A 25,638-nucleotide genomic window follows, 5' to 3' on the forward strand; every position below is an offset into this window, starting at 1 on the left:
TCGACCCCACTCGATCACTGCTCGTTTCCATACTCTGCCTGGCTGGCTCGCCGTCCCGGCGACCACGTGTCGGAGCGTAGCGGGATCCGCCAGGTCTGTACTGAATACGCGTCAAACGTACGCTGCGGACTCTGCGCGGACCGCGAAGGCCGCCCAACCCGCTCCGTCGCAGGTCAGACGGCCTTTCGCCGAACGTATTAGACGTTGAAGCGGAACTCGACCACGTCGCCGTCCTGCATGACGTACTCCTTGCCCTCCATGCGGGCCTTGCCCTTGGCGCGGGCCTCGGCGACCGAGCCGCAGTCGACGAGGTCCGCGAAGGAGATGACCTCGGCCTTGATGAAGCCGCGCTGGAAGTCGGTGTGGATCACGCCGGCCGCCTCGGGAGCCGTGGCGCCCTTCTTGATCGTCCAGGCGCGGGTTTCCTTCGGGCCGGCCGTCAGGTACGTCTGCAGGCCCAGGGTGTCGAAGCCGACGCGGCCGAGGGTGGCGAGGCCGGGCTCGTCCTGGCCGACCGACTGGAGGAGCTCCAGGGCTTCCTCGTCGTCGAGCTCGGAGAGGTCCTGCTCCAGCTTGGCGTTGAGGAAGATCGCCTCGGCCGGGGCGACGAGCGCGCTCTGCTCGGCCTTGAAGGCGTCGTCCGTCAGCTCGTCCTCGTCCACGTTGAAGACGTAGAGGAAGGGCTTCGTCGTGAGCAGGTGGAGCTCGTGGAGGAGGTCGCCCTGCTCCGTGCCCTTGGTGATGCCCTTGGAGAAGAGGGTGTCGCCCGCTTCGAGGATCTTCTTGGCCTCGACGACGGCCGCGAGGACCGCGACCTTCTCCTTCTGGAGGCGGGACTCCTTCGTCAGGCGCGGTTCGGCCTTCTCGATCGACTGGAGGTCGGCGAGGATCAGCTCGGTGTTGATCGTCTCGATGTCGTCCTTCGGCGAGACCTTGCCGTCGACGTGGACGACGTTCTCGTCCTTGAAGGCGCGGATGACCTGGCAGATGGCGTCCGACTCGCGGATGTTCGCCAGGAACTTGTTGCCCAGGCCCTCACCCTCCGAGGCGCCGCGCACGATGCCCGCGATGTCGACGAAGTCGACGGTCGCCGGGAGGACCTTCGCCGAGCCGAAGATGCCCGCGAGGACGGCCAGGCGCGGGTCCGGGACACCGACGACGCCGACGTTCGGCTCGATGGTGGCGAACGGGTAGTTGGCCGCCAGCACGTCGTTCTTGGTCAGGGCGTTGAACAGGGTCGACTTGCCGACATTCGGCAGGCCGACGATTCCGATCGTGAGCGACACGTTGGCGACTTCCCGTAGCTGGAGGGGGCGGCGGCCCGGGAGTGGGCCACCGGACAGTTTACTTTCCGATGAGCGGGGGTGGATGTACGCGTGTCCGGGGCCCGATCCGGCCCGCTCCCCGCCTAGTTTGGTGGGGTGGAGCAATACAGCACGCGATCGGCCCCTCACCAGCAGCGACCTCCGGCCCAGCGCCAGGGGCCCCGGCCCGCCTCGGTGCCCGCCCAGGCCGGCGGCGGTCCGCGGCGGTCCTCGCTCGCGCGGCGGATGCCCCGGCCCCGGCTGACCGGGCTCGGTGGCGGGCTGTTCGCTTGCACCGCCATGGTGCTGGTGGGCGGGATCTGCTGGCTGCTGTTCGGTTCCTCGCTCTTCGTCTACGGACTGCTCTTCCTGCCCGTCGCGGCCGCCACCGCGCTCTGGGTCCGGCCCGCCGACCTGATCACCGCACCGATCAGCGTGCCCATCGCCTTCGCCGCCGGAGTGTGGCCCATCTCGGGCGGCTCCGGCGGCATCGGCGGGCAGCTGATGGGGCTGGTGTCCGCGCTGTCCCTGCACGCCGGCTGGCTGTACGCCGGGACGCTGGTCGCCGCGCTGATCGCCGTCGTGCGCAAGGCCGTACTGATCGGCAGGCGGCGGACGCCCCGCCGTCTCACCCCGTAGGTCCGACCTCTATCTGCCCACAGCCTTCGTCGCCTTCGTCGCCTTCTTCGCCACCGTCGCCTTCGCATCCTTCGCCGCCATCGCCGCTCCCACGATGCCCGCGTTGTTCTGCAGCTTCGCCGGGACGATCTCGGCCCGCACGCCCTCGATCAGCGGCAGGAACTTCTCCGGCTTGCGGCTGACTCCGCCACCGATGATGAAGAGGTCCGGGGAGAACAGCATCTCCACGTGCTGGAGGTACTTCTGCACGCGGTGCGCCCAGCGTTCCCACGTGAGGTCGTGGTCCTCCTTCGCCTTCACCGACGCCCGGGTCTCCGCGTCGTGGCCCTTCAGCTCCAGGTGACCGAGCTCCGAGTTGGCGACCAGCCGCCCGTCCGTGAACAGGGCGCTCCCGATGCCCGTCCCCAGGGTGAGCAGGAGAACGGTGCCGCCCCGCCCGCGCCCGGCCCCGTACGTCATCTCGGCGACGCCCGCCGCGTCCGCGTCGTTCAGCACCGTGACCGGCGCTCCGCCCAGCTCGCGCGCGATCAGCGCCGCCGCGTCGACGCCGATCCAGGACTTGTCCATGTTGGCCGCCGAACGGATGACGCCGCCCGTGACCACGCCCGGGAAGGTGACCCCGAGCGGCCCGTCCCAGTCGAAGTGGCGCACCACCTCGCCCACGCACTCGGCCACCCCCTCGGGGGTGGCCGGATGCGGTGTCAGTACTTTGTGGCGCTCCTGAGCCAGGTCGCCGCGCTCCAGGTCCACGGGAGCGCCCTTGATCCCGGTTCCGCCGATGTCCACACCGAAGATCTGCATGGACATACCGTACGAAAGGAGTTACTTGTCGGCGACCAGTTCGGCGGCCTCGGCGCGCAGATCGCGGCGGAGTTCCTTCGGCAGCGAGAAGACGATCGACTCCTCGGCGGTCTTGACGATCTCCACGTCCGCGTAGCCGCGCACCGTCAGCCACTCCAGGACCTCTTCGACCAGGACCTCCGGCACCGAGGCGCCCGAGGTGAGGCCGACCGTGGTGACGCCCTCCAGCCAGGCCTCGTCGATCTCGCTCGCGAAGTCGACCAGGTACGCGGCCTTGGCGCCGGCGTCCTTGGCGACCTCGACGAGCCGGATCGAGTTCGAGGAGTTCTTCGAACCGACCACGATGACCAGGTCGGAGTCGGCGCCCATCACCTTGACGGCGGCCTGCCGGTTCGAGGTGGCGTAGCAGATGTCGTCGCTCGGCGGCGAGACCAGCAGCGGGAACTTGGTCTTCAGCGCGTCGACCGTCTCCATCGTCTCGTCGACCGAGAGGGTGGTCTGGGAGAGCCAGACGACCTTGGACTCGTCACGGACGGTGACCTTCTCCACGTCGTGCGGGCCGTCGACGATCGTGATGTGGTCCGGGGCCTCGCCGGAGGTGCCGATGACCTCCTCGTGGCCCTCGTGGCCGATGAGGAGGATGTCGAAGTCCTCGTTCGCGTACCGGATGGCTTCCTTGTGCACCTTGGTGACCAGCGGACAGGTCGCGTCGATCGTCGCGAGCTTGCCGCGCGCCGCCTCCTCGTGCACCACCGGCGCCACGCCGTGTGCGGAGAACATCACGATGGAGCCCTCGGGCACCTCCTCCGTCCGCTCGACGAAGATGGCCCCCTTCTTTTCCAGGGTCTGGACGACGTACTTGTTGTGCACGATCTCGTGGCGGACGTACACCGGCGCACCGTACTGCTCGAGGGCTTTCTCGACGGCGATCACGGCTCGGTCCACGCCCGCGCAGTAGCCGCGGGGCGCGGCGAGCAGGACACGGCGGGAAGCAGGAGCGGGGGCGGGAGCAGTCATGTGCTCCATCGTACGGGGGTCTCCAGGAGGCCGGGCGTCCCCCGTACGGCACACACTGGCCCGACAGCCCGTACCCCGCACACCTGCCCCTACCCCGGAGGACGGATGGCTTCCGTTACGGATCCCGGCGCGGCGGCGCCCGCGGCGCTGCGGCGCAGCCTCGGCTTCCGGGATCTGGTCGTCTACGGCCTGCTGTTCATCGCCCCCATGGCCCCGGTCGGGGTGTTCGGCACGCTCGATGCGAAGTCGCACGGCGCCGTCGCCCTCGTCTACCTCTGCGCGACCGTCGCGATGTCCTTCACGGCCTTCAGCTACGCGCAGATGGTGCGGGTCGCCCCACAGGCCGGGTCGGTCTTCACGTACGCCCGGAAGGGTCTCGGCGAGGGCGCCGGGCTGATCGCCGGGTGGATGGCGATGCTCGACTACCTGTTGATCCCGGCGGTCGCGTACCTCTTCTCCGGGATCGCGATGAACGCGTTGGTTCCGGAGGTCTCCCGGTGGGTGTGGACGGCCCTGGCCGTGGTGATCACCACCCTGCTGAACCTGTGGGGCGTACGGGCGGCCGCCCGCGTGGGTTTCGCCGTGCTGGCCATGGAGCTGGTGGTCCTGCTCGTCTTCGTGGTCGCCGCGGTGACCGTGCTGGTCGGGGGCGGGGCGCGGCGCGGCTGGTTGTCCCCGCTGACCGGCGACGGCTCGCTCGGCTTCAGCACGGCGGCGGTGCTGGGCGCGGTGTCGGTCGCGGTCCTGTCCTACCTCGGCTTCGACGCGATCGCCTCCTTCGCCGAGGAGGTTACGGGCGGATCGGAGCGGGTGGCGCGGGCGGTGCTGTTCTGCCTGGCGCTGGCCGGCGTGCTGTTCATCGCCCAGAGCTATTTGGCGGCGCTGCTCGTGCCCGTGTCCGCGGCGGAGCTGGCGGCCGAGCCGGAGCTGCAGGGACCGGCCTTCTACGACGCGGTGGAGTCCGCGGTCGGCTCCTGGCTGCACGACCTGGTGGCGGTCAGCAAGGCGATCGGGGCGGCCTTCGCGGCGCTGGCCGGGCAGGCGGCGGCCGGCCGGCTGGTCTTCGCGATGGCCCGCGAGCGGCGGCTGCCCCGGGCGCTCGCCCGGGCCTCGGACGGCACCCCGCGACCCGCGCTGCTGGTGGCGGCCGCCATCACCCTGGTCGCGGCCGTATGGGCGGCCCGGCGCGACGACGGGCTCGACCAGCTGGTGTCGGTGGTGGACGTCGGGGCGCTGGTGGCCTTCACCCTGCTGCACGCCTCGGTGGTGGGCTGGTTCGTGATCAAGCGGCGCGAGGGCCCGCCGAACTGGTTCGGGCACCTGGTGATGCCGGTGCTGGGCGCGGCCGTGACCATCGCGGTGATCTTCGAGGCCTCCTGGACGGCGCAACGGGTGGGGGCGGTGTGGCTGGCGGTCGGCCTGGTCGTGCTGCTCGTCCAGCGCGGCCGCCGGGAAGCGCCCCACGACACCGGCACCGGCACCGGTGTCGGCTCCAGAGCCTGACGCACTGTCGGCGGCGCCGGATAGCCTGCGCACATGGCTCTGAATACGTCGGCCGAGGCGCCGCTGCCGGTAGGTCAGGTGTCCCGGCTCATCGGGGGCTGGATCGATCGGCTCGGCCAGGTGTGGGTGGAGGGGCAGATCACGCAGCTCTCGCGACGGCCGGGAGCGGGGGTGGTCTTCCTGACGCTGCGCGACCCCTCGCACGACATCTCCGTCAGCGTGACCTGCTTCCGCCAGGTCTTCGACGAGGTCGCGGACGTGGTCTCCGAGGGTGCCCGGGTCGTCCTGCTGGCCAAGCCCGAGTGGTACGCCCCGCGCGGGCAGCTGTCCCTGCGGGCCACGGAGATACGGCCGGTCGGCATCGGGGAACTCCTCGCCCGGCTGGAACGCCTCAAGCGGTCCCTGGCCTCCGAGGGGCTCTTCGCGCCGGAGCGCAAGAAGCCGCTGCCCTTCCTGCCGCAACTGATCGGGCTGGTGGTCGGGCGGGCCTCGGCGGCCGAGCGCGACGTCCTGGAGAACGCCCGGCGCCGCTGGCCGGCGGTCCGCTTCGAGGTGCGCAACGTCGCCGTCCAGGGGGTGCACGCGGTGCCCCAGGTGGTCCAGGCGGTCAAGGAGCTCGACGCCCTGGACGAGGTCGACGTGATCATCGTGGCGCGCGGTGGCGGCAGCGTGGAGGACCTGCTGCCCTTCTCCGACGAGGAGGTGGTCCGGACGGTCGCGGCGGCCCGTACCCCGGTGGTCTCGGCGATCGGCCACGAGCCGGACTCCCCGCTGCTGGACCTGGTCGCGGACGTACGGGCCTCCACGCCCACGGACGCGGCGAAGAAGGTGGTGCCGGACGTCGGCGAGGAGCTGGAGCGCGTACGACAGCTGCAGGCGCGGGGGCTGCGCGCGGTCAGCGGGCTGCTCGACCGGGAGGAGCGGGGGCTCGCGCACGCCCTGGCCCGGCCGGTCTTCGTGCACCCCCAGCGGATGGTGGAGATCCGCGAGGACGAGCTGGACGCCCTGCTGGCCCGGGCCCGGCGCACGCTGGGGCACTTGCTGGACCGGGCCGACTCGGAACTGGCGCACACCCTCGCCCGGGTGGTGGCGCTGTCCCCGGCGGCGACCCTGGAGCGGGGGTACGCCGTGCTGCAGCGGGCCGACGGCCACGTGGTGCGCTCGCCGCGGGAAGTCGCTCCCCACGACGTGCTGCGCGCGCGGGTGGCGGAGGGCACGTTCTCCGTGGAGGTCCCCTCGCCGCACGCCCCGGAAGGTCCGGAGGCCCCCGAGGACGCAACGGTCGCTTCGGAATAGCGACACACGGCCGCAATCACGCGGTCGTACGACACACAGAGGATGGAGTACGGGAATGACAGAGGCCGGAACGGCGCTGGGGTACGAGCAGGCCCGCGACGAGCTCATCGAGGTCGTCCGCAAGCTGGAGGCCGGCGGGACCTCGTTGGAGGACTCCCTCGCGCTCTGGGAGCGCGGCGAGGAGCTGGCGAAGGTGTGCCGGCACTGGCTGGAGGGGGCCCGGGCCCGGCTGGACTCGGCGCTGGCGGCACGCGAGCCGGCCGAGGAGGAGTGACCGGGGAGGAGCGGCCCGGGGTCTGACCGGGGGCTGACCGGAGAGTGAGCCCGGTCACCCGGACGCCGATTTAGTTGAAAATTCATCTACCTCGCCGTAGAGTCTGGGACATCGCTTCACCTCCGTATGGAAGAAGGCTTTCCGATGTCTCTCGTTCTTGACTCCGCCGCGCAGGACCTGCTGTTCCGCGAGGCCCGCACGGCCAACTCGTTCACCGACGAGCCGGTCACCGAGGAGCAGGTCCAGGCGATATACGACCTGGTGAAGTTCGGTCCCACCGCCTTCAACCAGACCCCGCTGCGCATCACCCTGGTCCGCTCCCCCGAGGCCCGCGAGCGCCTCGTGCAGCACATGGCCAAGGGCAACGACGCCAAGACCGCCACCGCCCCGCTGGTCGCGATCCTCTCCGCGGACAACGAGTTCCACGAGGAGCTCCCGCAGCTGCTGCCGCACTTCCCGCAGGCCAAGGACGCGTTCTTCGCCGAGCGCCCGGTCCGCGAGCAGTCCGCGCTGCTGAACTCCGCGCTGCAGGCCGCCTACTTCATCATCGGCATCCGCGCCGCCGGCCTGGCCGCGGGCCCGATGACCGGCGCCGACTTCGGCGGCATCCAGAAGGAGTTCCTGGACGCCGACCACACCCCGATCATGGTCATCAACATCGGCAAGCCGGCCGCCGAGGGCGCCTGGTTCGACCGCTCCCCGCGCCTGGGCTTCGACGAGGTCATCACCACCGTCTGATCGGCGCCGACGCCGCCGCAGCACGCGCAGAAGGGCCGTGCGCCCCGGGATTCCGGGGCGCACGGCCCTTCTCGCATGCACGTACTGCACAGGTTCCGCGAGGCCCCGCCCCCGCACGGGTTCCGTGCAGGGGCGCTCGGCCCCGACCGCCCTGCGGTCCGCTCGCCCTGCGCGGCCTACTTGCCCTGCTTGAACTCCAGCGCCGCCGCGAGCGCACCGAGCTGCTCGAAGGAGGCCGTGCCGGTCACCACCGTGACGTAGCCCTGCTCCTGCCGCACGAGGGCGTCGTACTTCTCGCCGTCCCAGCGCTCCCAGGCCAGGTCGCCGACCTGCTGCGTCTGCCCGGTGGCCGTCGCGTGCTGGGTGACCTTGGCGAGGTACTTCGCCGAGGTGTCCGTGGACTGCTCCACCGCCGCGTACTGCCGCTCCGGGTCGAGGAAGCCCAGGTGCCAGGCGCTGGCGTTCTTGCGCTCGTACGTCACCGAGGTCGCCCGCCACTGCTCCGGGAGCCCGACGGGGGCCGCCACCGGATACGGGGCCGCGCGCCGGGCCGTCACGGTTTCCACCCGGTAGTCGACCGTCCGCGTCGGGTCGGCCTCCTCGTCATGCGGGACGAAGAGGTAGATCCCGGCGACGACGATGCCGATCACCCCCAGCGACCGGACCATGTCCCAGACCGTCTGCTTGCCTTTCATACCTGCCACGGGACCCATCGTCCCGCATCGCGGGGCGGCGATCACCGCCGGGGTCGCGGTGCGGCGCGCGTCGGCGGACCCTGGAGAGTCCCGGAACATCCCGGAAGGTCACGGAAGGCCCGGGAAGTCCTGGGGGACCGCAAGACGTCCGCTCAGGACAATCGACTGACCGATATGCCGCTCATACGTGACCCGCCCTGCTCAATATGTCGACGTACCGATAGAGTTCCAGCACCCTCACTTCCCGGCCGTCGCCGTACAGAAAGGTGCGCTCCGATGACCGAGCACAACCTGCCGCCCCAGCTCGAAGTCTCTCCGGAGGCCCCCGACCGCAACCTCGCACTGGAACTCGTACGGGTCACCGAGGCCGCAGCCATGGCCGCGGGCCGGTGGGTCGGACGCGGTGACAAGATCGGCGCGGACGGTGCCGCGGTCAACGCGATGCGCACCCTGATCTCCACCGTCTCGATGAACGGCGTCGTCGTCATCGGCGAGGGGGAAAAGGACGAGGCCCCCATGCTCTTCAACGGCGAGCGGGTCGGCGACGGCACGGGCGCCGAGGTCGACATCGCCGTGGACCCGATCGACGGCACCACCCTGAACGCCAAGGGCATGCCGAACGCCATCGCCGTCCTGGCGGCCGCCGACCGCGGCACCATGTTCGACCCGTCCGCGGTGTTCTACATGGAGAAGCTGGTCACCGGTCCCGAGGCCGCCGACTTCGTCGACATCAACGCGCCCGTCTCGGTGAACATCCGCCGGGTCGCCAAGGCCAAGAACATGGCCGTCGAGGACGTCACCGTGGTCATCCTGGACCGCCCCCGCCACGAGGGCATCGTCAAGGAGATCCGCGAGACCGGCGCCCGGATCAAGTTCATCTCCGACGGCGACGTCGCGGGCTCGGTCATGGCCGTGCGCGAGGGCACCGGCGTCGACCTGCTCCTCGGCATCGGCGGCACCCCCGAGGGCATCATCTCGGCGTGCGCCATAAAGTGCCTCGGCGGCACCATCCAGGGCAAGCTCTGGCCGAAGGACGAGGCCGAGCGCCAGCGCGCGCTCGACGCCGGTCACGACCTCGACCGCGTCCTGACCACGAACGACCTGGTGTCCGGCGAGAACGTCTTCTTCGTCGCCACCGGCATCACCGACGGCGAACTGCTGCGCGGCGTGCACTACCGCTCGGAGACCGCGACGACGTCCTCGCTGGTCATGCGCTCGAAGTCGGGCACGATCCGACGGATCGACTCCACGCACCGCCTGTCGAAGCTGCGCGCGTACAGCGCGATCGACTTCGACCGCGCGCACTAGCCACCGGCGTGAGGAAGCGAGAGGGGCGGTCACCGCGTGCGGCGGGACCGCCCCTCTCGCACACCCACGTCCGGCGTCCTGCGTCCGGTGTCCGGCGTCCTGGAGGTCGACCACGGGCGACCCGCGACCGGCGGCCCGCGACCGGTTCAGCCCGCCGCGGCGATCGGGCCGGCCCCCGGGGCCTGGCGCAGCTCGGCGGCCCTGCGCCGCATCCGCGCCAGCACCACGCGGCGCTCGGCCGCGGTGAGCCCGCCCCACACCCCGTACGGCTCGGGCTGGAGCAGCGCGTGCTCCCGGCAGGCGACCATCACCGGGCAGCGGGCGCAGACGCGCTTGGCGGCCTCCTCGCGGGAGAGCCGGGCCGCGGTCGGCTCCTTGGACGGCGCGAAGAAGAGCCCCGCCTCGTCACGGCGGCACACCGCCTCCGCATGCCATGGGCCGTCCTCCGCCCTCGCCGGCACCCGCGGCTTCGGCACGGCCGCCGCACGCCCCGGAAGACTCTGGACGGCGGCTACCTGCAAGGACTGATGCGGCGGATGCGGCACGGTCTACTCCTGACGACGTATACGTGAGCGAGAGACGACGCACCTGTCCCTACCCGCTGTAGGCGCCCCTATGCACCACGCGCCACGGGCCGCCGGGGGTTCGTCCGAAACGAGACCCCGCCGGGCGGCCGTCACCCCGCGGGTGCGACCCAGTCGGGATCCCGCCCGAGGAAGGCCAGCAGGCGCGCCGCGGCGCCGTCGTCCGCGCCGGGCGCCAGGGAGCGGACCGGACCGTAGGCGAAGCCGCGCAGGGGGTCGACGAGGACCTCGGCGGCCGGGCGCAGGGCGGCGGCCAGCGCGTCGGTCAGGCCCGGCGGGCGGCCCGTGGCGACGGCAATGTCCCAGGCGTGCACGGCGGCGTCGAGGGCGGCGGCGCCGATGGCCGTCTCGGCCGGTACGAAGAAGGGCGGCAGCGGCACGGGCACCTCGACGTCGCCGGGGGTGACCCCGGCAAAGGCCTCGGCCGCGGCCGCGAGCGCCGGGTCCAGCAGGCCCGCCGGGGTCCCGGCCAGGGCTCCGGAGGGGGCGAAGGGGTCCTCGGCGGGTCTGGGCCCACCGGTCAGCCGGGCGGCGTAGGCCAACTGGTCGCCCGCGGCGTGCTGGAGGACCTGGGTGACGTTCCATTGCGCGCAGGGGGTCGGGCGGTGCCAGCCATCGGCGGGTACCCCCAGGGCGGCCTCGCGCAGCGTCGCGTACGCCTGGTCGAGCAGTTCCCACTCGGTCGTCGTCATGGTCCGGACCCTAGTGCTGTGACCGGGCTGGCCGTCGGCCGAATTCCGTCGGATCCGCAGCCTCGTCAGGCCCTGTGGGCTCAGCCGTCCAGGCGCTTGCGCAGTTTGCGGGCCAGGTCCACCAGTCGGGCACCGAGCTTGGGTCGCGCCTCGATGTTGCCCAGCAGGGCGAAACCCCGCACGATCACCACCGGCGCCTGCGGATCGCTCTCGCCGCGCCCCTCGCCGCGCACCTCGAAGTTGCCGAGGACTCCGCTGCCGTAGCCGCGCAGGGTGACGTTCTCCGGGACCAGGACCTCGACGTTGCCGAGGACGCAGGTCACGTTGATCTCGGTGACCTGCTGTTCGAAGACCGCCTCGGTGAGGTCGATGTTGATGTCGCCCATGACCGAGATCGCGCGGGTGTGCGGGCCCGGCCGCCAGCGGCCCTTGCGGGCGGAGCTGCTGCACACGGCCACTATGGTCTCGGCGGGGCCGCCCGGGGCGGTCGCGGGAGCCGCGTAGGCGGACGGGGCATGGGCGCCGCCGGGCGCGGGCAGATCCCGTACGAGCACCTCCAGCTCGCCGACGGTCTTGACCGCGTAGAGCGTGTCCAGGCGGTCGGAATGCTCCTCGGCCGTCAGTCGGCCCTCGGCGAGGGCCTCGCCGAGGATCTGCGCGATCCGGTCCCGGTCCGCGTCGGAGGCGCGCAGCTCGGCGGGGGCGGCGCCCGCGGGAGCGGATGCGGGGGCGGCGGGGTGCTTTTCCAGGTCCACGACGCCCAGCATAGCCAGACACGATAGATCGCGATACTGCTGAGTGAGCCTTACCTCACAGACACGCCCCCGGGGAGAGGTCCTACGCTGGTTAGCCGCGCTGCCAATTGGTCGTCAGCGCCGTCTGCCGAGTGAGGAATGACTGCCGTCATGCCAGAGTTTGCGTACACCGACCTGCTGCCCCTGGGCGAGGACACCACCCCGTACCGGCTGGTGACCGCCGAGGGCGTGTCCACCTTCGAGGCGGACGGCCGTACGTTCCTCAAGGTGGAGCCGGAGGCGCTGCGCAAGCTCGCCGAAGAGGCAATCCACGACATCCAGCACTTCCTGCGCCCCGCGCACCTCGCACAGCTGCGTCGCATCATCGACGACCCCGAGGCCTCCGCGAACGACAAGTTCGTCGCGCTCGACCTCCTCAAGAACGCGAACATCGCGGCGGCCGGCGTCCTGCCGATGTGCCAGGACACGGGCACGGCGATCGTCATGGGCAAGCGCGGCCAGAACGTCCTCACCGAGGGCGGTGACGAGGCCGCCCTCTCCCGCGGCATCTACGACGCCTACACGCGGCTGAACCTGCGCTACTCGCAGATGGCCCCCCTCACCATGTGGGAGGAGAAGAACACCGGCTCGAACCTGCCCGCGCAGATCGAGCTGTACGCGACCGACGGCGGCGCGTACAAGTTCCTCTTCATGGCCAAGGGCGGCGGCTCGGCCAACAAGTCCTTCCTCTACCAGGAGACCAAGGCGGTCCTCAACGAGGCCTCCATGATGAAGTTCCTGGAGGAGAAGATCCGCTCGCTCGGTACGGCGGCCTGCCCGCCCTACCACCTGGCGATCGTGGTCGGCGGCACCTCCGCCGAGCACGCGCTGAAGACCGCCAAGTACGCCTCGGCGCACTACCTGGACGAGCTGCCCCGCGAGGGTTCCCCGCTGGGCCACGGCTTCCGCGACGAGGCCCTGGAGCAGCAGGTCTTCGAACTGACCCAGAAGATCGGCATCGGCGCGCAGTTCGGCGGCAAGTACTTCTGCCACGACGTCCGCGTCGTGCGCCTCCCCCGGCACGGCGCGTCCCTGCCGGTCGCCATCGCCGTGTCCTGCTCGGCGGACCGCCAGGCCACCGCGAAGATCACCGCCGAGGGCGTCTTCCTGGAGCAGCTGGAGCGGGACCCCGCGCGCTTCCTGCCAGAGACCACGGACGAGCACCTGAACGAGGCCTCGGACGTCGTCTCCATCGACCTGAACCAGCCGATGGACGACATCCTGGCGACGCTCACCGAGCACCCGGTCAAGACCCGGCTGTCGCTGACCGGCCCGCTGGTCGTGGCGCGCGACATCGCGCACGCCAAGATCAAGGAGCTGCTGGACTCGGGCGCCGAGATGCCGCAGTACCTGAAGGACCACCCGGTGTACTACGCCGGCCCCGCGAAGACCCCCGAGGGCTACGCGTCGGGCTCCTTCGGCCCGACCACGGCCGGCCGCATGGACTCCTACGTCGAGCAGTTCCAGGCGGCGGGCGGCTCCAAGGTCATGCTGGCCAAGGGCAACCGCTCCCAGCAGGTGACGGACGCGTGCGGCCGGCACGGCGGCTTCTACCTGGGCTCGATCGGCGGGCCGGCGGCGCGCCTGGCCCAGGACTGCATCAAGAAGGTCGAGGTCCTGGAGTACGAGGAGCTCGGCATGGAGGCGGTCTGGAAGATCGAGGTCGAGGACTTCCCGGCCTTCATCGTGGTCGACGACAAGGGCAACGACTTCTTCCAGAACCCGGCCCCGGAGCCGACCTTCACCCACATCCCGGTCCGCGGTCCGGGTCTGTAGCGCGACGGCCGGGAGCCCGGGGCGTTGCGACGCCACCGGGCACCCGGCCGACCGGGAGGACAGGACGTGCACACCCAGAGCGCCCCGTTCGTGCTGCGCGCATGGCAGGGCGGGGAGAAGGACGAACGCCGCCGGATCGAATGGGAGGGGAAGTCCCCCGAGTGGGGTGAGATCACCGTGGCTTCGTTGCCGCATGCGCGGGACGATGTCCGGTCCACCGAGGTCGCCGGTCACCACATCCCCGAGGCCGTCTTCGAATCGCGCGGCATGCACGTGACGACAACCCAGCGGCCGACGCTGAACGGGGCGACGCTGCGCATCGGGGACGCCGTGGTGTACCTGAAGCGGAACCGGTGGGGAGCCACGCATCGGGGCCGCGCCCTGCACATGAAGCACGCCGGCGACCGGTACCGGCTCTGGGCGGTCAACCGCCGGGAGTACGTCCTCATGCGCGAGGCGGACAACGAGGACCGCGGTGTCACCGTCAAGGTCAAGGAATCCGGCATCGCCAAGTGGAAGCGCGTCGACGTGAACGTGGCCGGCCGGGCCCTCGGGGCCGACATCGCGCTCGCCCTCGTCTTCGCAGGGGTCGACCGGTCCGTACTGACCAGGCGGGGGGCCGTGCGTGCGGGCCTCTCGCGGGTCTTCCACGTGGCGGCGGACTCCGCCCTGGGGTGACCGGGGCCGCGATGACCTGAGGGCCCCTCCCCCGTTCGGGGGAGGGGCCCTCAGGCATCTCCGCCCATCGGCAGATGGCAGGCCGGCGGGCGCCCGGCGAGGCTGTTCCCGTAGTCGAACGGGTCGCCTGCGCCCTTGGCCCCGCGGCCGACGTCGTAGTCACGGCGTCGGGCCCACCAGGTACCGGGCCTCAACGGGGGTGGCCCGGTACCCCGTCTTCCGCGGCCGCCACTTCGGCGATCGTCAGCCCGTACATCCGGCGCAGCCGGGCGATCGGCACCCCGTCGGGGCCGCCGACCGGCAGGTGGACCGCGCCTTCGCAGGACGGCGTACATCTCCTGTTCCGGCATCCGAGCAGCATGCGGCACCGGGCCGGTCACCGCATCCGGATAACGTCTGTCCCATGAACCGGCAGTCCATGCTCCCCGCCACCGCACTCCCCGCCACCGCCCGCGCCGTCCGGGTCATCGCCCACCGCGGGGCCTCCCACGAGCACCCCGAGCACACCCTCGCCGCCTACCGGCAGGCCATCGCCGACGGGGCCGACGCGCTCGAATGCGACGTGCGCCTCACCGCCGACCACAAGCTGGTGTGCGTGCACGACCGGCGAGTGGAGCGGACCTCCGACGGCCGCGGGGTGGTCTCCGAGATGACCCACGCACAGCTGTCCGCGCTCGACTTCGGCGGCTGGAAGGGCGCGGAGCACCGGGGGGCGCAGGTGCTGCTCTTCGAGGACCTGCTGAAGGAGGCGCTGGCCGCCGGCCGCCCCGTCGGGCTGGCCGTGGAGACCAAGCACCCCACCCGCGCCGGCGGCCGGCTGGAGGCCGAACTCGTACGGGTCCTGAAGGACCACGGTCTGGCCGACGGCTCGTCGGGTCTGGTCGAGGTCATGAGCTTCTCGCGCAACGCCCTGATCAGGCTGAACCGGCTCGCGCCCGGCCTGCCCGCCGTCTACCTGATCGAGCGGCGGCTGCGGCCGCTCCGGCCGCCGTTCGCGGGGCACGCCGGGCCGGGCATCGATCTGGTCCGCAAGGATCCGGGGCTGGTGGCGCGGCTGAAGGCGAAGGGGCTGCGGGTGCGGGTGTGGACGGTCGACGAGCCCGAGGACGTGGAGCTGTGCGTCCGGCTCGGCGTGGACACGATCATCACCAACCGGCCCGGGCAGGTGCGGGAGCAGCTGGCGGGCATCTGACGCGCGGCCCGTCGGCGGGACCGGTACGGGAAACACCCGGCCGGGGTGCGCCGGCCGGGCGTGGGGGGCTGCGGGTGCGGGGGCTGCGGGTGACGGGGGCCGCGGGTGCGGGGCGGTTACACGAAACGCTGGTCGGCCGACCCGTTGCAGGTCTGCAGGCGCAGCGGCTCGTGGGCGGCGGCCACCGTCAGGCACATGCCCGGGGCGGCGGCGGGGCGGAAGGTGGCGCCGTCACGGACGAACTGCTGGTTCGCGCCGCCGTGGCAGTTCCAGATGATCAGGCCGGTGCCGGAACCGTAGCGGGCGCCGGGGACGTCGAGGCAGCGGTCCTGGGTCAGTTCGATGTGGACGGACTTGCGGACGCCGTCGTACCACCAGCCCTGGTTGCGACCGCCGTGGCAGTCCCATCCGGCGATCTTGGTCTCGTTGGTGCTGGAGCCGCCGAAGGAGTCCAGACAGTTGCCGGTCGCTTCGTTCTTGAGGGCCTTGAACTTGTCGTCCCAGGCGCCGGCCTGCAGGACGGGCGTCCCGGTGCTCGCGGGGTCGGCGCAGGAGGCCTCGCGCAGACCCGAGTCGTAGAGCTGGGTCAGGCAGGACGCGAAGGCGCCGTGGCCGCGGTAGTTGGGGTGGAAGGACTGGCGGGCGGTGTTCTCGTCCCACGGAAAGTGGTCCCCGAGGTCCAGATAGAGGCCGCGGGCCCAGGTGTCCTCCATGCAGACCTCGTGGCCGTGGAAGAGCCGCGAGTTGTCCAGGTAGACCGCGCCGGAGGCGAGGGCCGCGGCGCGCACGCCCTTCTCGAAGGCGGGCACCGCGTGGTTGCGGCCCCAGGCGGCGTCGGAGTCGTATCCGGCGCAGCCGCCGGGGAGCTTGCCGGGGAAGTTCGGGTTGTCGTAGAAGTCGGGCCCGATGGGACTGGGGTAGCCCATCACGACGAGCTTGTAGTCGGAGTCGGCGTAACCGGCGTCGCGCATGACGGTCTTGAGGTCCGCGACCGTGGCCTCCACCTTGGGCTTCAGCCCGTCGACGCGCGCCGGCCAGCCGGGCCCGTACTTGGGCTCGCAGGTGCCCTGGATGAGCACCCAGCGGGTCACGCAGTCGGTCATGACCGGGCCGAACTGCAGGTCGTCGTTGGCCCCGGCGACCAGCAGGACCATCTTGATCTTCGTGTTGCGCGCCTTGACGGCCAGGTTGTCGCTCTGCACCAGCTCGTCGGCGTACTGCTTGGTGCCGCCGATCCTGATGTTGCCGGTGTAGCCGCCGGAACAGGCGACGTTGAAGGTCAGGTCGGCCGGGATGCCGGTGCGGTGGATCGCCGCGTCCGGCGAACGGTGGCACTGGTTGTTCGGCGTGTTGGTCGCGGGGTCGTAGGTGCCGACGCCTTCGCCCGAAATCTCGCTGTCGCCCAGCGATATCAAGCCGGTTTTGCGCTCGTTCAGCGGACGTACGGCAGGATCGCCGTAGATCTTGGTCGCCTCCGCGGCCCGGACGGCCTCCAGCTCGGGCGACAGCGGCACTGCAACGGCCCCCGAAGCGGGCGCCGCCTGGGCCATGGGGGTGACGGCGGTGGCACCCCCCAGGCCGGCCGCGATCGCCAGGACGGCGGCGAAGGTAGATCTGAGCATTGGTCTCGTACGGACACGTGCCATGGAACGCCTCCCCGGATATGGGTGTTACCCCCGGTATTTACTGGCCGGTAGGGGAGTTGGGAACACTTCGAACAAGACAATTGCTCAAGTTTTTGAGGAGGCCATAGAAATGACGGATGACCAGCAGGCCGACGCGTTCCGGACCGAGCACGACTCCATGGGCGACGTACGGGTACCCCGGCACGCCAAGTGGCGGGCCCAGACCCAGCGCGCGGTGGAGAACTTCCCCATCTCCGGGCAGCGGTTGGAGCGCGCCCACATCGAGGCGCTCGCCCGGATCAAGGCCGCCGCGGCCGTGGTGAACGCGAAGCTCGGCGTGGTGGACCAGGACCTCGCCGACGCGATCCGCTCCGCCGCCGCGGAGGTCGCGGACGGCCGCTGGGACGACCACTTCCCGGTGGACGTCTTCCAGACCGGCTCCGGAACCTCGTCCAACATGAACGCCAACGAGGTGATCGCCACCCTCGCCACCGAGCGCCTGGGCCGCGAGGTCCACCCCAACGACCACGTCAACGCCTCGCAGAGCTCCAACGACGTGTTCCCGTCGTCCATCCACATCGCCGCCACCGCCGCCGTCACCGGCGAGCTGATCCCGGCCCTGGAACACCTGGCGGCGGCGCTGGAGCGCAAGGCGGACGCGTTCGCCCAGGTCGTCAAGGCCGGGCGGACCCACCTGATGGACGCCACCCCGGTCACCCTCGGCCAGGAGTTCGGCGGGTACGCCGCCCAGATCCGCTACGGCATCGAGCGACTGCGGGCGGCCCTGCCGCGATTGGCCGAGCTGCCGCTGGGCGGCACCGCCGTGGGCACCGGCATCAACACCCCGCCCGGGTTCTCCGCCGCGGTGATCGCCGAAGTCGCCGCCACGACCGGGCTGCCGCTGACCGAGGCCCGCGACCACTTCGAGGCGCAGGGGGCCCGGGACGCCCTCGTGGAAACCTCCGGAATGCTCCGCACGATCGCCGTCTCCCTCACCAAGATCTCCAACGACCTCCGCTGGATGGCTTCCGGACCGCGCACCGGTTTGGCCGAAATCAATCTCCCGGATCTCCAGCCGGGCTCCTCGATCATGCCCGGGAAGGTCAATCCGGTGGTCCCGGAGGCCGTTCTGATGGTCGCCGCACAGGTCATGGGGAACGACGCGACCGTCGCCGTGGCGGGCGCGGCCGGCAATTTCGAGCTCAACGTGATGCTCCCGGTGATGGCCAGGAACCTCCTCGAATCGATCCGGTTGCTCGGCAGCGCGAGCCGTCTGCTGGCCGACCGCACGATCGACGGGATCACCGCCAACGAGGCCCGGGCCAGGGAATACGCCGAGTCCTCGCCCTCCGTGGTCACCCCGCTCAACCGCTACATCGGCTACGAGGAGGCCGCGAAGGTCGCCAAGAGGTCCCTCGCCGAGCGCAAGACGATCAGGGAGGTGGTCCTGGAGTCCGGTTACGTGGAGCGCGGCGCCCTCACCCTGGAGCAGCTCGACGAGGCCCTCGACGTGCTGCGCATGACGCGTCCCTGACCCGTCCGGGCGCACCCGCGGACGGGGGCCGGATCCGGTCGATCGTCACCGCCGAACCCCCCCCCGGTGACCTGCGCCGCAGCGGGCGCGGGGACCCCCGCCCTAAGATCTGCGCATGACAGGTACTTTCAAGCCCCGGGACTCCGCGGCGCCGAGCGCGCCGCGGAGTCCCGCGCAGGGCCCGCGCTGGGCACCCGGGGAGCAGGTCCTCTGGCGCTACCGCGACCACGCCCCCGGGCTGAAGGGCCCGGTCCACATCTGCCGCCCGGTGACCGTGGTACAGGACACGGACGAGCTGCTGGCGGTGTGGATGGCCCCCGGCACCGAGTGCGTCAAGCCGGTCCTCGCCGACGGCACCTCCGTCCACGCGGAGCCGCTCGCCACCCGCTACACGGCACCGCGGACGACCGCGCGGTCGCGCTGGTTCGGCAGCGGCGTCCTGAAGCTGGCCCGGCCCGGGGAACCCTGGTCGGTGTGGCTGTTCTGGGGCCCCGGCTGGCAGTTCAAGAACTGGTACGTGAACCTGGAGGAGCCGCGCTCGCGCTGGGCCGGCGGAGTGGACTCCGTGGACCACTTCCTGGACATCGCCGTCCATCCGGACCGCAGTTGGAAGTGGCTGGACGAGGACGAGTTCGCCCAGGCCCAGCAGTGCGGTCTGATGGACCGTGAGCAGGCCGACCGGGTACGCGAGTCCGGCCGCGCGGCGGTCGAGGTGATCGAGGAATGGGGAGCCCCGTTCTCCGGCGGTTGGGAGAACTGGCGGCCGGATCCAGCCTGGAGGATTCCGGCCCTTCCGGATGACTGGGACACCACCCCGGCGCATATGACCTCATGAGACCCTTGATGCGCCCCCAGGGTTCAAACGTAGGATCGTCCTCCACGAGGTCACGCGCGCGGGACGGTGCGGCCGCTGCGCCGTTGCGCAAGTGCCGCTCCGCACACGGGATCTGACCGGAGGTCGGACGCACGACGAGAGGCGACGAGGGGGCGGGGGTCCGTCAGGGGCACCTCCCGGCCGGAGGTTGGGAGAGAAGTTTGGGGCAGGAACCTCGGGGTGATGGTGCCCCGGCCGCTGAGCGGGTATACCGCGACTGACCGAGTTGAGTGCAGCGCACATCGAGCGCAAACGGACGGAAATCCACGCGTGACGGAGTACCCCACCTCCCAGGAGGGCCCGCAGCCCGTCGCCTCCGGCGGAGGTACGGACGAGGCCGGCCACGGCAAGGCGCCCATCGCCGCCACCGAGGCCGTACGCACGCATGCCGCGGGCACCGGCGCGGCGGCGGAGCCGGACGGCACGGCTGCCGCGGCCGCCTCCGACGCGCGAGCGGCCCGCTCCGCGGCGGGCGCGGGCGGCAGCGCCGGGCTCCCCGGCCCCGCCGCAACGCGGCCGTCCCCGGCGAGGTGCCGGCCGCGGCCGAGCCCGGCCAGGGCGCGGCCCGCCCCCGGCCCGGTGCGAGCGGCCTGGACGCGTCGATCGGCGCGGCCGGGCACGGTGGTCCCGACGAGGCCCCGCGCCCGCGCGGCGGGAGTGACGACATGGCCGATGACGGAATCGGCCCCGCGGCCGGCACGCTCACGAGCGGTGACGGCGGCGCCGGACGCCACGGGGGCGGTGCGGGCGGCGTACCGGTCGCAGAGGTGACCGTCGCGCGCCGCGAGGGGGACCGGCTGCGCTTCGTCGGCGCCGCAACGAGGCGGATCGCCCGCGGCATCGACCTCGACGAGATCGTGCTCGGCCTGTGCCGGGCGACCGTACCGACCTTCTCGGACGCCATCCTCGTCTACCTGCGGGACCCGCTCCCGGTCGGCGACGAGCGGCCCGTCGGCCCGGTCGTATTAAGGCTCCGGCGCACCGATCGGCTCCGACCGATCGACGACCTGACCGACATCAGCAGCACCATCGGCGCGGGGATGGACCTCGCCGGGGCCGCGGGGGCCACCGGCGAGCTCGACTTCAGCCAGTTGCCGCTGGTCGGACCGCAGGGTGACCTGCCCGCGGCCGAGCTGTGCGAGATCCGGCCCGGCGGCGCGCTCGCCGAGGTGCTGCGCGGCGTACGGCCCGTCTTCGGGTCCTCCGCCGCCGCCCGGGCCGCGCTGCCCGAGCTGCTCGGCGTGGAGCACCCGCTGCCGCGCGGCAACCGGGCCGTCCTCGCGCCGCTGCGCGGCCGCCGCCGGGTGATCGGCGCCGCCGTGTTCCTGCGCAGCCCCGAGCGTCCCGCGTTCGAGCAGAACGACCTCCTGGTCGCCGCCCAGCTGGCCACGCACACCGCGCTCGGCATCGACAAGGCGGTCCTGTACGGCCGTGAGGCGTACATCGCCGACGAGTTGCAGCGCACCATGCTGCCCGACGGCCTCCCGCAGCCCACCGGGGTGCGGCTGGCCTCCCGCTACCTGCCCGCCGCCGAGACGGCACGGGTCGGCGGCGACTGGTACGACGCCATACCGCTGCCCGGCAGCCGGGTCGCGCTCGTCGTCGGCGACGTCATGGGCCACTCCATGACCTCCGCCGCGATCATGGGTCAGCTGCGCACCACCGCGCAGACCCTCGCGCAGCTGGACCTGCCGCCCGCGGAGGTCCTGCACCACCTGGACGAGCAGGCGCAGCGCCTCGGCTCCGACCGCATGGCCACCTGCCTGTACGCCGTCTACGATCCCGTCGCGCACCGGATCACCATCGCCAACGCGGGCCATCCGCCGCCGGTGCTGCTGCACCTGGGCGGCCGCGCGGAGGTGCTCCGCGTACCCCCGGGCGCCCCCATCGGCGTCGGTGGCGTCGACTTCGAGGCCGTGGAGCTGGACGCGCCCGCCGGGGGCACCCTGCTGCTCTACACCGACGGTCTGGTGGAATCGCGCCTGCGGGACGTGTGGACCGGCATCGAGCAGCTCCGCGAGCGCCTGGCCACCACCGCCCAGCTGACGGGCCTGGACCACCCGCCGCCGCTGGAGGCGCTCTGCGACGACGTCCTGGACATGCTCGGCCCGGGCGACCGGGACGACGACATCGCGCTGCTCGCGGCCCGGTTCGACGGCATCGCGCCCAGCGACGTCGCCTACTGGTTCCTGGACCCGGAGGAGACCGCCCCGGGGCGGGCCCGCCGGTTCGCCCGCCGCGCCCTGACCCGGTGGGGCCTGGAGGAGCTGAGCGACTCGCTGGAGCTGCTGGTCAGCGAGGTGGTCACCAATGCCGTCCGGTACGCGGAGCGGCCCGTGACCCTGCGCCTGCTGCGTACGGACGTCCTGCGCTGCGAGGTCGGCGACGACTCGCCGCAGCTGCCGCGCCAGCGGCGGGCGCGGGACACCGACGAGGGCGGCCGCGGCCTGTTCCTGGTCAACCGGATGGCCCGGCGCTGGGGTGCGACGCGACTCAGCAGCGGAAAGGTCGTCTGGTTCGAGCTGTCGCTGCCGGCGACGCCCGAGCGCCGCTGATCGCGCGAGAACGAAAAGACCGCCGCCCCGCAGCCTTGGAAGGCTGCGGGGCGGCGGTGCGTGGTCTACCGGCAGGGCCTAGTTCTCGGGCAGCAGCGGCGGGTCCGGCGGCTTGGGGCCGCCGGTCTTGGTCGCCGTGGGCGACGGGGACGTGCTCGTCGTGGGCGACGGGGACGTCTTGGTCGCGGTGGGCGACGGGGACGTGGACGTCGACGGGGTCGGCGTCGTCGGGCTGGTGCTGGCCGCCGGAGCGCTGGAGGACGGCGACGTCGACGGCGTCGGCGAGGCGCTGCGGGACGGCGTCTGCACGGCGCCCATCTCCGCCTCGCTCAGCTGGAACTTGCCCGCGTTGCCCTTGAGGACGGCGAGCGTGTACGCCTTCCAGATCGAGGCCGGGAAGCTGGAGCCGCCCAGTCGGCCGAGGCCGGCCGTACCGGTCAGGGTGACCTGCTTGGCGGTGCCGGGCTCCTCACCGAAGATCGCGACGACGGTGACCAGCTCCGGGGTGAACCCGGAGAACCAGCCGGAGACGTTGTTCTCGGTGGTGCCGGTCTTGCCGGCGGCCTCGTAGGAGCTGCTGCGGACCTTGTTGCCGGAGGCGCCCTCGTCGTTGACGACGCCCGTGAGCACCTTGGTGACGGTGTCGGCGGTCTGCCGGCTGATGGCCTGGGAGCCGATGGGCTGGGCCGGCTCGACCTCGCGGTCCTTGTGCTCGGCCTTCTTGATGATGGTCGGCGTGACCTTCTTGCCGTGGTTGTCGAAGGTGGCGTAGACGCCCGCCATCTCCACGGTGTTGGCGCTCATGGTGCCGAGCGACATGGCCGGCTTGTCCTCGGGCCAGCCCTCGCGGTCCTTCATGCCGAGGGCCAGGGCCGTCTTCTTCACGTTGCGCGGCTTGGTGTCCACGATCATCTGCGCGTAGACGGAGTTGACCGAGAAGTTGGTCGCCTCCTGGACCGTCATCATCGGGGTGCCGAAGTTGCGGTCCTCCTGGTTCTGCGGGGCGAAGTGGATGTCGCTGCCGACGACCGCGCGCTTGCTGGTGCCGTCGTAGAGCGCGTTCGGCGTGATCGGCTTGTCGTCCTGGGTCTTCGCGCCGTTCTCCAGGGCGGAGGCGAGCACGATCGGCTTGAAGGTCGAGCCCGGCTGGTAGTCCTTGCGCAGGGCGTTGCTCGACCAGTGCTCCTTCAGGCTCGTACCGCCGTACATCGCGACGATCGCACCGGTCTTCGGGTCCACGGAGGTGGCACCGGCCTGCACGCTCTGGTCCTGGGGCTTGCCCTTGGTGTCCTTGCGGTCGAGCTTGGACTCCAGCTCGTCCTGGACGGCCTTCTCCAGCGCCTCCTGCTTCTTGGCGTCGATGTTCAGCGTGAAGGTCCAGCCGCCGGCCTCGATCAGCTTCCGCTCGACGCCCTGGGCGTTGAGCTCGGCCTCGGCCGCCTGGACCAGGTAGCCCTTCTGGCCGTCCATGCCCATCGCCGGCTGCGGCGGCTGCGGCTCGACGAACTTCAGCGTCTTGCGCTTGGCCTCGTCCAGCTTGCCGTTCTCGACCATGTTCACGAAGGTGGCGTTGTAGCGGATCGTGATCCGCTTCTTGGTTTCCTCGCTGGCGGTCGACCAGTCGTACTGGCTGGGGGCCTGGACGAGGGTGGCGAGGTACGCGCCCTGCTCCAGGGTCAACTGGCCGACGTCGACGCCGTAGTAGGCCTGGGCGGCCGCCTGGATGCCGTACGCGCCGCGCCCGAAGTAGCTGGTGTTCAGGTAGCCCGCGAGGATCTCGGGCTTCTCCTTGCTCTGGTCGACCTTGAGGGAGATCACCAGCTCCTTGAGCTTGCGGGTCACCGTCTGGTCCTGCGTCAAGTAGTAGTTCTTGACGTACTGCTGGGTGATCGTGGAGCCACCGGCCTTGCCGCGCCCGGTCGCCGTGTTCCACAGACCGCGGGCCAGACCCTTGAAGTCCACGCCCTGGTCACTGCGGAAGGACTTGTTCTCGATCGCAATGAACGCCTCCTGAACGTCCATCGGGATCTTGTCGATCGGCAGGATCTCGCGGTTGACCTTGCCCTTGCTGGCCATGATCGTGCCGTCTGAGTACTTGTAGACGTTGCTCTGCTGGAGCGCCTGTTTGTTGGGGTCCGGCTCTTCTACCCAGATGTAGAGGGCGACCAGTGCACCCATGCCGAGCAGGGCCAGCCCGAAGAACGTGCCCAGGATCTTCTTCCAGGTGAAGAAGCGGCGTATGCCGGTGCGTTTTCCGGTACTTCCGCTTCCCTCGGTGCCCTGCGCGCGTCCGCTCGGCGCACGCCGCGCACCGCGCTGCTGCTGCGCCTTACGCACTTCTGCTCGGCCCATCGCTCCCGCTCCGCTCGATTTCCCCCCCGACGTCAGCTCAGAAAGCTAACACCGCAGGCTGTGACAAAAGTTGGCCAACCATGACTAATTACGGTCATTTCGGACGTGAGAATCAGCACCCGCGTCATGGGAACCGACGCTCACCTAAGCCGAAGGGTTGCCGAAGCGCAAAAAAGTGATATCACTTTGCTAGACAGTCCGATCGGCCGTGAGCTGAGAAACGGGGCAAACCATGACGAACGAAAACGCCACCCCTGACGGAGTACGGGAGTTCACCGCGCGCAGCGTCGGCGGCGGCCTGGCCCTACTGCTCGGCCTGCTGGGCCTGTTGGTGAGTGCCGGCCTGATCGTGGCCGGCTCGGTGGCGACGGCCGTGGCGGCGAAGGCGGCCCTGATCACCCTCGGCGTGCTCCTGAGCCTCTTCTCCACGTTCGCGATGTGCGGGCTCAACACGGTGGCGCCGGGCGAGGCCCGGGTCGTCCAACTGTTCGGCCGCTACCGGGGCACCATCCGCACCGACGGGCTGCGCTGGACCAACCCGCTGACCTCCCGCGAGCGGATCTCGACCCGGGTGCGCAACCACGAGACGGCCGTCCTGAAGGTCAACGACGCCTACGGCAACCCCATCGAGCTGGCGGCGGTCGTGGTGTGGCGGGTCGAGGACACGGCCCGGGCCACCTTCGAAGTCGAGGACTTCACGGAGTTCGTCGAGACCCAGGCCGAGGCGGCGGTCCGGCACATAGCCATCGAGTACCCCTACGACGCGCACGACGAGGGCGGCCTGTCGCTGCGCGGGAACGCCGAGGAGATCACCGAGAAGCTGGCGGTCGAACTACGCGACCGCGTCGACGCGGCCGGTGTGCACATCATCGAGTCCCGCTTCACGCACCTCGCGTACGCTCCGGAGATCGCCTCCGCGATGCTCCAGCGCCAGCAGGCGGGCGCGGTCGTGGCGGCCCGCAAGCAGATCGTGGAGGGCGCGGTGGGCATGGTCGAACTGGCACTGACCCGGCTGGCGGAGCAGGACATCGTGGACCTGGATCCGGAGCGCAAGGCGGCCATGGTCTCGAACCTGATGGTCGTCCTGTGCGGCGACCGCGCCGCCCAGCCGGTGGTCAACACGGGAACCCTCTACCAGTGACCCCCGGCGGCGAGGAGAAGCCGGCGGGCCGACAGGCGCGCAAGCAGGTGCTGCTACGGCTCGACCCGCAGGTGTACGACGCGCTGGCCCGCTGGGCCGGCGAGGAACTGCGCAGCGCCAACGCGCAGATCGAGTTCCTGCTCCGCCGGGCCCTCGCCGAGGCCGGCCGCCTCCCTTCGTCCCCCGGCCCCATTCCGCGCCGGGGACGCCCTCCGAAGCCCGCAGAATGACCCGTACGCCCGTGGGGGCCGGTACTCCGGCCCCCA

The 25,638-nt window shown here is 71.3% G+C and carries 24 protein-coding genes; 14 read left to right on the forward strand and 10 right to left on the reverse strand.

Annotated features, from left to right (window positions below):
* Window positions 1-197 precede the first annotated feature (197 nt).
* A complete protein-coding gene (ychF, locus tag OG207_RS16465; RefSeq protein WP_329099287.1) occupies window positions 198-1,286 on the reverse strand; it encodes a redox-regulated ATPase YchF in 1,089 nt (362 codons plus the stop codon).
* A 135-nt stretch (window positions 1,287-1,421) separates the two neighbouring features.
* Here ychF and OG207_RS16470 point away from each other — a divergent pair, with 135 nt between their 5' ends.
* A complete protein-coding gene (locus tag OG207_RS16470) occupies window positions 1,422-1,943 on the forward strand; it encodes a DUF6542 domain-containing protein (protein WP_329099288.1) in 522 nt (173 codons plus the stop codon).
* 9 nt (window positions 1,944-1,952) lie between these two features.
* Here OG207_RS16470 and ppgK read toward each other — a convergent pair whose 3' ends face one another.
* Both ppgK and OG207_RS16480 read right to left on the reverse strand, forming a co-directional pair.
* Window positions 1,953-2,744, reverse strand: a complete 792-nt coding sequence (gene ppgK / locus OG207_RS16475) for a polyphosphate--glucose phosphotransferase (RefSeq protein WP_329099289.1) — start codon at window positions 2,742-2,744, stop codon at window positions 1,953-1,955.
* Between the two features lie 21 nt (window positions 2,745-2,765).
* Window positions 2,766-3,770, reverse strand: a complete 1,005-nt coding sequence (locus tag OG207_RS16480) for a 4-hydroxy-3-methylbut-2-enyl diphosphate reductase (RefSeq protein WP_030012188.1) — start codon at window positions 3,768-3,770, stop codon at window positions 2,766-2,768.
* A 96-nt stretch (window positions 3,771-3,866) separates the two neighbouring features.
* Between OG207_RS16480 and OG207_RS16485 the strand changes: the two genes are divergently transcribed.
* From OG207_RS16485 to OG207_RS16500, 4 genes are all read left to right on the forward strand, one after another.
* Window positions 3,867-5,264: an APC family permease gene (locus tag OG207_RS16485; protein WP_329099290.1), complete on the forward strand. Its 1,398-nt coding sequence runs from the start codon at window positions 3,867-3,869 to the stop codon at window positions 5,262-5,264.
* A gap of 33 nt (window positions 5,265-5,297) precedes the next feature.
* Complete coding sequence (gene xseA / locus OG207_RS16490; RefSeq protein ID WP_329099291.1) at window positions 5,298-6,560, forward strand: exodeoxyribonuclease VII large subunit; 1,263 nt, start codon at window positions 5,298-5,300, stop codon at window positions 6,558-6,560.
* A gap of 55 nt (window positions 6,561-6,615) precedes the next feature.
* Window positions 6,616-6,834, forward strand: coding sequence for an exodeoxyribonuclease VII small subunit (locus OG207_RS16495; RefSeq protein ID WP_030385819.1), 219 nt, complete (start codon window positions 6,616-6,618; stop codon window positions 6,832-6,834).
* 144 nt (window positions 6,835-6,978) lie between these two features.
* Window positions 6,979-7,572 (forward strand): malonic semialdehyde reductase, encoded by a 594-nt coding sequence (locus tag OG207_RS16500; protein ID WP_329099292.1) that lies wholly within the window; start codon window positions 6,979-6,981, stop codon window positions 7,570-7,572.
* 176 nt (window positions 7,573-7,748) lie between these two features.
* Here OG207_RS16500 and OG207_RS16505 read toward each other — a convergent pair whose 3' ends face one another.
* The gene (locus OG207_RS16505) at window positions 7,749-8,267 is read right to left on the reverse strand and encodes a DUF4245 domain-containing protein (protein ID WP_329107682.1); all 519 of its coding nucleotides are present in this window, start codon (window positions 8,265-8,267) and stop codon (window positions 7,749-7,751) included.
* A 276-nt stretch (window positions 8,268-8,543) separates the two neighbouring features.
* On the opposite strand from OG207_RS16505, the gene glpX reads away from it, so the two are divergent.
* A complete protein-coding gene (gene glpX / locus OG207_RS16510; RefSeq protein ID WP_030011229.1) occupies window positions 8,544-9,575 on the forward strand; it encodes a class II fructose-bisphosphatase in 1,032 nt (343 codons plus the stop codon).
* A gap of 146 nt (window positions 9,576-9,721) precedes the next feature.
* Here glpX and OG207_RS16515 read toward each other — a convergent pair whose 3' ends face one another.
* The 3 genes from OG207_RS16515 to OG207_RS16525 form a co-directional block, all read right to left on the reverse strand.
* Window positions 9,722-10,120 (reverse strand): WhiB family transcriptional regulator, encoded by a 399-nt coding sequence (locus OG207_RS16515; RefSeq protein WP_373297353.1) that lies wholly within the window; start codon window positions 10,118-10,120, stop codon window positions 9,722-9,724.
* Window positions 10,121-10,251: 131 nt separating this feature from the next.
* Window positions 10,252-10,851 carry a TIGR03086 family metal-binding protein gene (locus OG207_RS16520; RefSeq protein ID WP_329099293.1) on the reverse strand — a complete coding sequence of 200 codons (600 nt, stop codon included), beginning with the start codon at window positions 10,849-10,851 and terminating at the stop codon, window positions 10,252-10,254.
* Between the two features lie 80 nt (window positions 10,852-10,931).
* Window positions 10,932-11,606, reverse strand: coding sequence for a DUF1707 SHOCT-like domain-containing protein (locus OG207_RS16525; protein ID WP_329099294.1), 675 nt, complete (start codon window positions 11,604-11,606; stop codon window positions 10,932-10,934).
* A gap of 150 nt (window positions 11,607-11,756) precedes the next feature.
* On the opposite strand from OG207_RS16525, the gene OG207_RS16530 reads away from it, so the two are divergent.
* Entirely contained in the window at window positions 11,757-13,421 is a 1,665-nt protein-coding gene (locus tag OG207_RS16530) for a fumarate hydratase (RefSeq protein WP_329099295.1), read from the forward strand.
* 66 nt (window positions 13,422-13,487) lie between these two features.
* Window positions 13,488-14,099 carry a hypothetical protein gene (locus tag OG207_RS16535; RefSeq protein ID WP_329099296.1) on the forward strand — a complete coding sequence of 204 codons (612 nt, stop codon included), beginning with the start codon at window positions 13,488-13,490 and terminating at the stop codon, window positions 14,097-14,099.
* A 190-nt stretch (window positions 14,100-14,289) separates the two neighbouring features.
* On the opposite strand, the gene OG207_RS16540 is transcribed toward OG207_RS16535, so the two are convergent.
* A complete protein-coding gene (locus OG207_RS16540; protein ID WP_329099297.1) occupies window positions 14,290-14,460 on the reverse strand; it encodes a hypothetical protein in 171 nt (56 codons plus the stop codon).
* A gap of 42 nt (window positions 14,461-14,502) precedes the next feature.
* Between OG207_RS16540 and OG207_RS16545 the strand changes: the two genes are divergently transcribed.
* Entirely contained in the window at window positions 14,503-15,291 is a 789-nt protein-coding gene (locus OG207_RS16545; RefSeq protein ID WP_329099298.1) for a glycerophosphodiester phosphodiesterase, read from the forward strand.
* Window positions 15,292-15,407: 116 nt separating this feature from the next.
* On the opposite strand, the gene OG207_RS16550 is transcribed toward OG207_RS16545, so the two are convergent.
* Entirely contained in the window at window positions 15,408-16,913 is a 1,506-nt protein-coding gene (locus tag OG207_RS16550) for a ricin-type beta-trefoil lectin domain protein (protein ID WP_402695409.1), read from the reverse strand.
* A gap of 133 nt (window positions 16,914-17,046) precedes the next feature.
* Here OG207_RS16550 and OG207_RS16555 point away from each other — a divergent pair, with 133 nt between their 5' ends.
* The 3 genes from OG207_RS16555 (at window position 17,047) to OG207_RS16565 (ending at window position 21,879) form a co-directional block, all read left to right on the forward strand.
* Complete coding sequence (locus tag OG207_RS16555) at window positions 17,047-18,450, forward strand: class II fumarate hydratase (RefSeq protein ID WP_329099300.1); 1,404 nt, start codon at window positions 17,047-17,049, stop codon at window positions 18,448-18,450.
* A gap of 115 nt (window positions 18,451-18,565) precedes the next feature.
* Window positions 18,566-19,285 carry a cytidylyl-2-hydroxypropylphosphonate hydrolase gene (gene fomD, locus OG207_RS16560; protein WP_329099301.1) on the forward strand — a complete coding sequence of 240 codons (720 nt, stop codon included), beginning with the start codon at window positions 18,566-18,568 and terminating at the stop codon, window positions 19,283-19,285.
* 704 nt (window positions 19,286-19,989) lie between these two features.
* Window positions 19,990-21,879 carry a SpoIIE family protein phosphatase gene (locus OG207_RS16565; RefSeq protein ID WP_329099302.1) on the forward strand — a complete coding sequence of 630 codons (1,890 nt, stop codon included), beginning with the start codon at window positions 19,990-19,992 and terminating at the stop codon, window positions 21,877-21,879.
* Window positions 21,880-21,957: 78 nt separating this feature from the next.
* Here OG207_RS16565 and OG207_RS16570 read toward each other — a convergent pair whose 3' ends face one another.
* A complete protein-coding gene (locus OG207_RS16570) occupies window positions 21,958-24,231 on the reverse strand; it encodes a transglycosylase domain-containing protein (protein ID WP_329099303.1) in 2,274 nt (757 codons plus the stop codon).
* A 232-nt stretch (window positions 24,232-24,463) separates the two neighbouring features.
* On the opposite strand from OG207_RS16570, the gene OG207_RS16575 reads away from it, so the two are divergent.
* Together OG207_RS16575 and OG207_RS16580 are read left to right on the forward strand one after the other, a co-directional pair.
* Entirely contained in the window at window positions 24,464-25,372 is a 909-nt protein-coding gene (locus tag OG207_RS16575) for an SPFH domain-containing protein (protein ID WP_329099304.1), read from the forward strand.
* Complete coding sequence (locus OG207_RS16580) at window positions 25,369-25,602, forward strand: hypothetical protein (protein ID WP_329099305.1); 234 nt, start codon at window positions 25,369-25,371, stop codon at window positions 25,600-25,602. Before OG207_RS16575 ends, OG207_RS16580 begins: the two co-directional genes overlap by 4 nt.
* Window positions 25,603-25,638 lie beyond the last annotated feature (36 nt).

The sequence above is a fragment of the Streptomyces sp. NBC_01439 genome, assembly GCF_036227605.1.
Classification (GTDB): Bacteria; Actinomycetota; Actinomycetes; order Streptomycetales; family Streptomycetaceae; genus Streptomyces.

What these genes read in the sequence shown, in the direction of transcription:
- OG207_RS16500 (WP_329099292.1), top strand. Translation starts at nt 6,979, where the DNA reads ATGTCTCTCGTTCTTGACTCCGCCGCGCAGGACCTGCTGTTCCGCGAG.
- xseA (WP_329099291.1), top strand. Translation starts at nt 5,298, where the DNA reads ATGGCTCTGAATACGTCGGCCGAGGCGCCGCTGCCGGTAGGTCAGGTG.
- OG207_RS16550 (WP_402695409.1), bottom strand. Translation starts at nt 16,913, where the DNA reads ATGCTCAGATCTACCTTCGCCGCCGTCCTGGCGATCGCGGCCGGCCTG.
- OG207_RS16540 (WP_329099297.1), bottom strand. Translation starts at nt 14,460, where the DNA reads ATGCTGCTCGGATGCCGGAACAGGAGATGTACGCCGTCCTGCGAAGGC.
- OG207_RS16575 (WP_329099304.1), top strand. Translation starts at nt 24,464, where the DNA reads ATGACGAACGAAAACGCCACCCCTGACGGAGTACGGGAGTTCACCGCG.
- ppgK (WP_329099289.1), bottom strand. Translation starts at nt 2,744, where the DNA reads ATGCAGATCTTCGGTGTGGACATCGGCGGAACCGGGATCAAGGGCGCT.
- OG207_RS16555 (WP_329099300.1), top strand. Translation starts at nt 17,047, where the DNA reads ATGACGGATGACCAGCAGGCCGACGCGTTCCGGACCGAGCACGACTCC.
- OG207_RS16565 (WP_329099302.1), top strand. Translation starts at nt 19,990, where the DNA reads ATGGCCGATGACGGAATCGGCCCCGCGGCCGGCACGCTCACGAGCGGT.
- OG207_RS16530 (WP_329099295.1), top strand. Translation starts at nt 11,757, where the DNA reads ATGCCAGAGTTTGCGTACACCGACCTGCTGCCCCTGGGCGAGGACACC.
- fomD (WP_329099301.1), top strand. Translation starts at nt 18,566, where the DNA reads ATGACAGGTACTTTCAAGCCCCGGGACTCCGCGGCGCCGAGCGCGCCG.
- OG207_RS16545 (WP_329099298.1), top strand. Translation starts at nt 14,503, where the DNA reads ATGAACCGGCAGTCCATGCTCCCCGCCACCGCACTCCCCGCCACCGCC.
- OG207_RS16485 (WP_329099290.1), top strand. Translation starts at nt 3,867, where the DNA reads ATGGCTTCCGTTACGGATCCCGGCGCGGCGGCGCCCGCGGCGCTGCGG.
- glpX (WP_030011229.1), top strand. Translation starts at nt 8,544, where the DNA reads ATGACCGAGCACAACCTGCCGCCCCAGCTCGAAGTCTCTCCGGAGGCC.
- OG207_RS16480 (WP_030012188.1), bottom strand. Translation starts at nt 3,770, where the DNA reads ATGGAGCACATGACTGCTCCCGCCCCCGCTCCTGCTTCCCGCCGTGTC.
- OG207_RS16505 (WP_329107682.1), bottom strand. Translation starts at nt 8,267, where the DNA reads ATGAAAGGCAAGCAGACGGTCTGGGACATGGTCCGGTCGCTGGGGGTG.
- OG207_RS16570 (WP_329099303.1), bottom strand. Translation starts at nt 24,231, where the DNA reads ATGGGCCGAGCAGAAGTGCGTAAGGCGCAGCAGCAGCGCGGTGCGCGG.
- OG207_RS16520 (WP_329099293.1), bottom strand. Translation starts at nt 10,851, where the DNA reads ATGACGACGACCGAGTGGGAACTGCTCGACCAGGCGTACGCGACGCTG.
- OG207_RS16495 (WP_030385819.1), top strand. Translation starts at nt 6,616, where the DNA reads ATGACAGAGGCCGGAACGGCGCTGGGGTACGAGCAGGCCCGCGACGAG.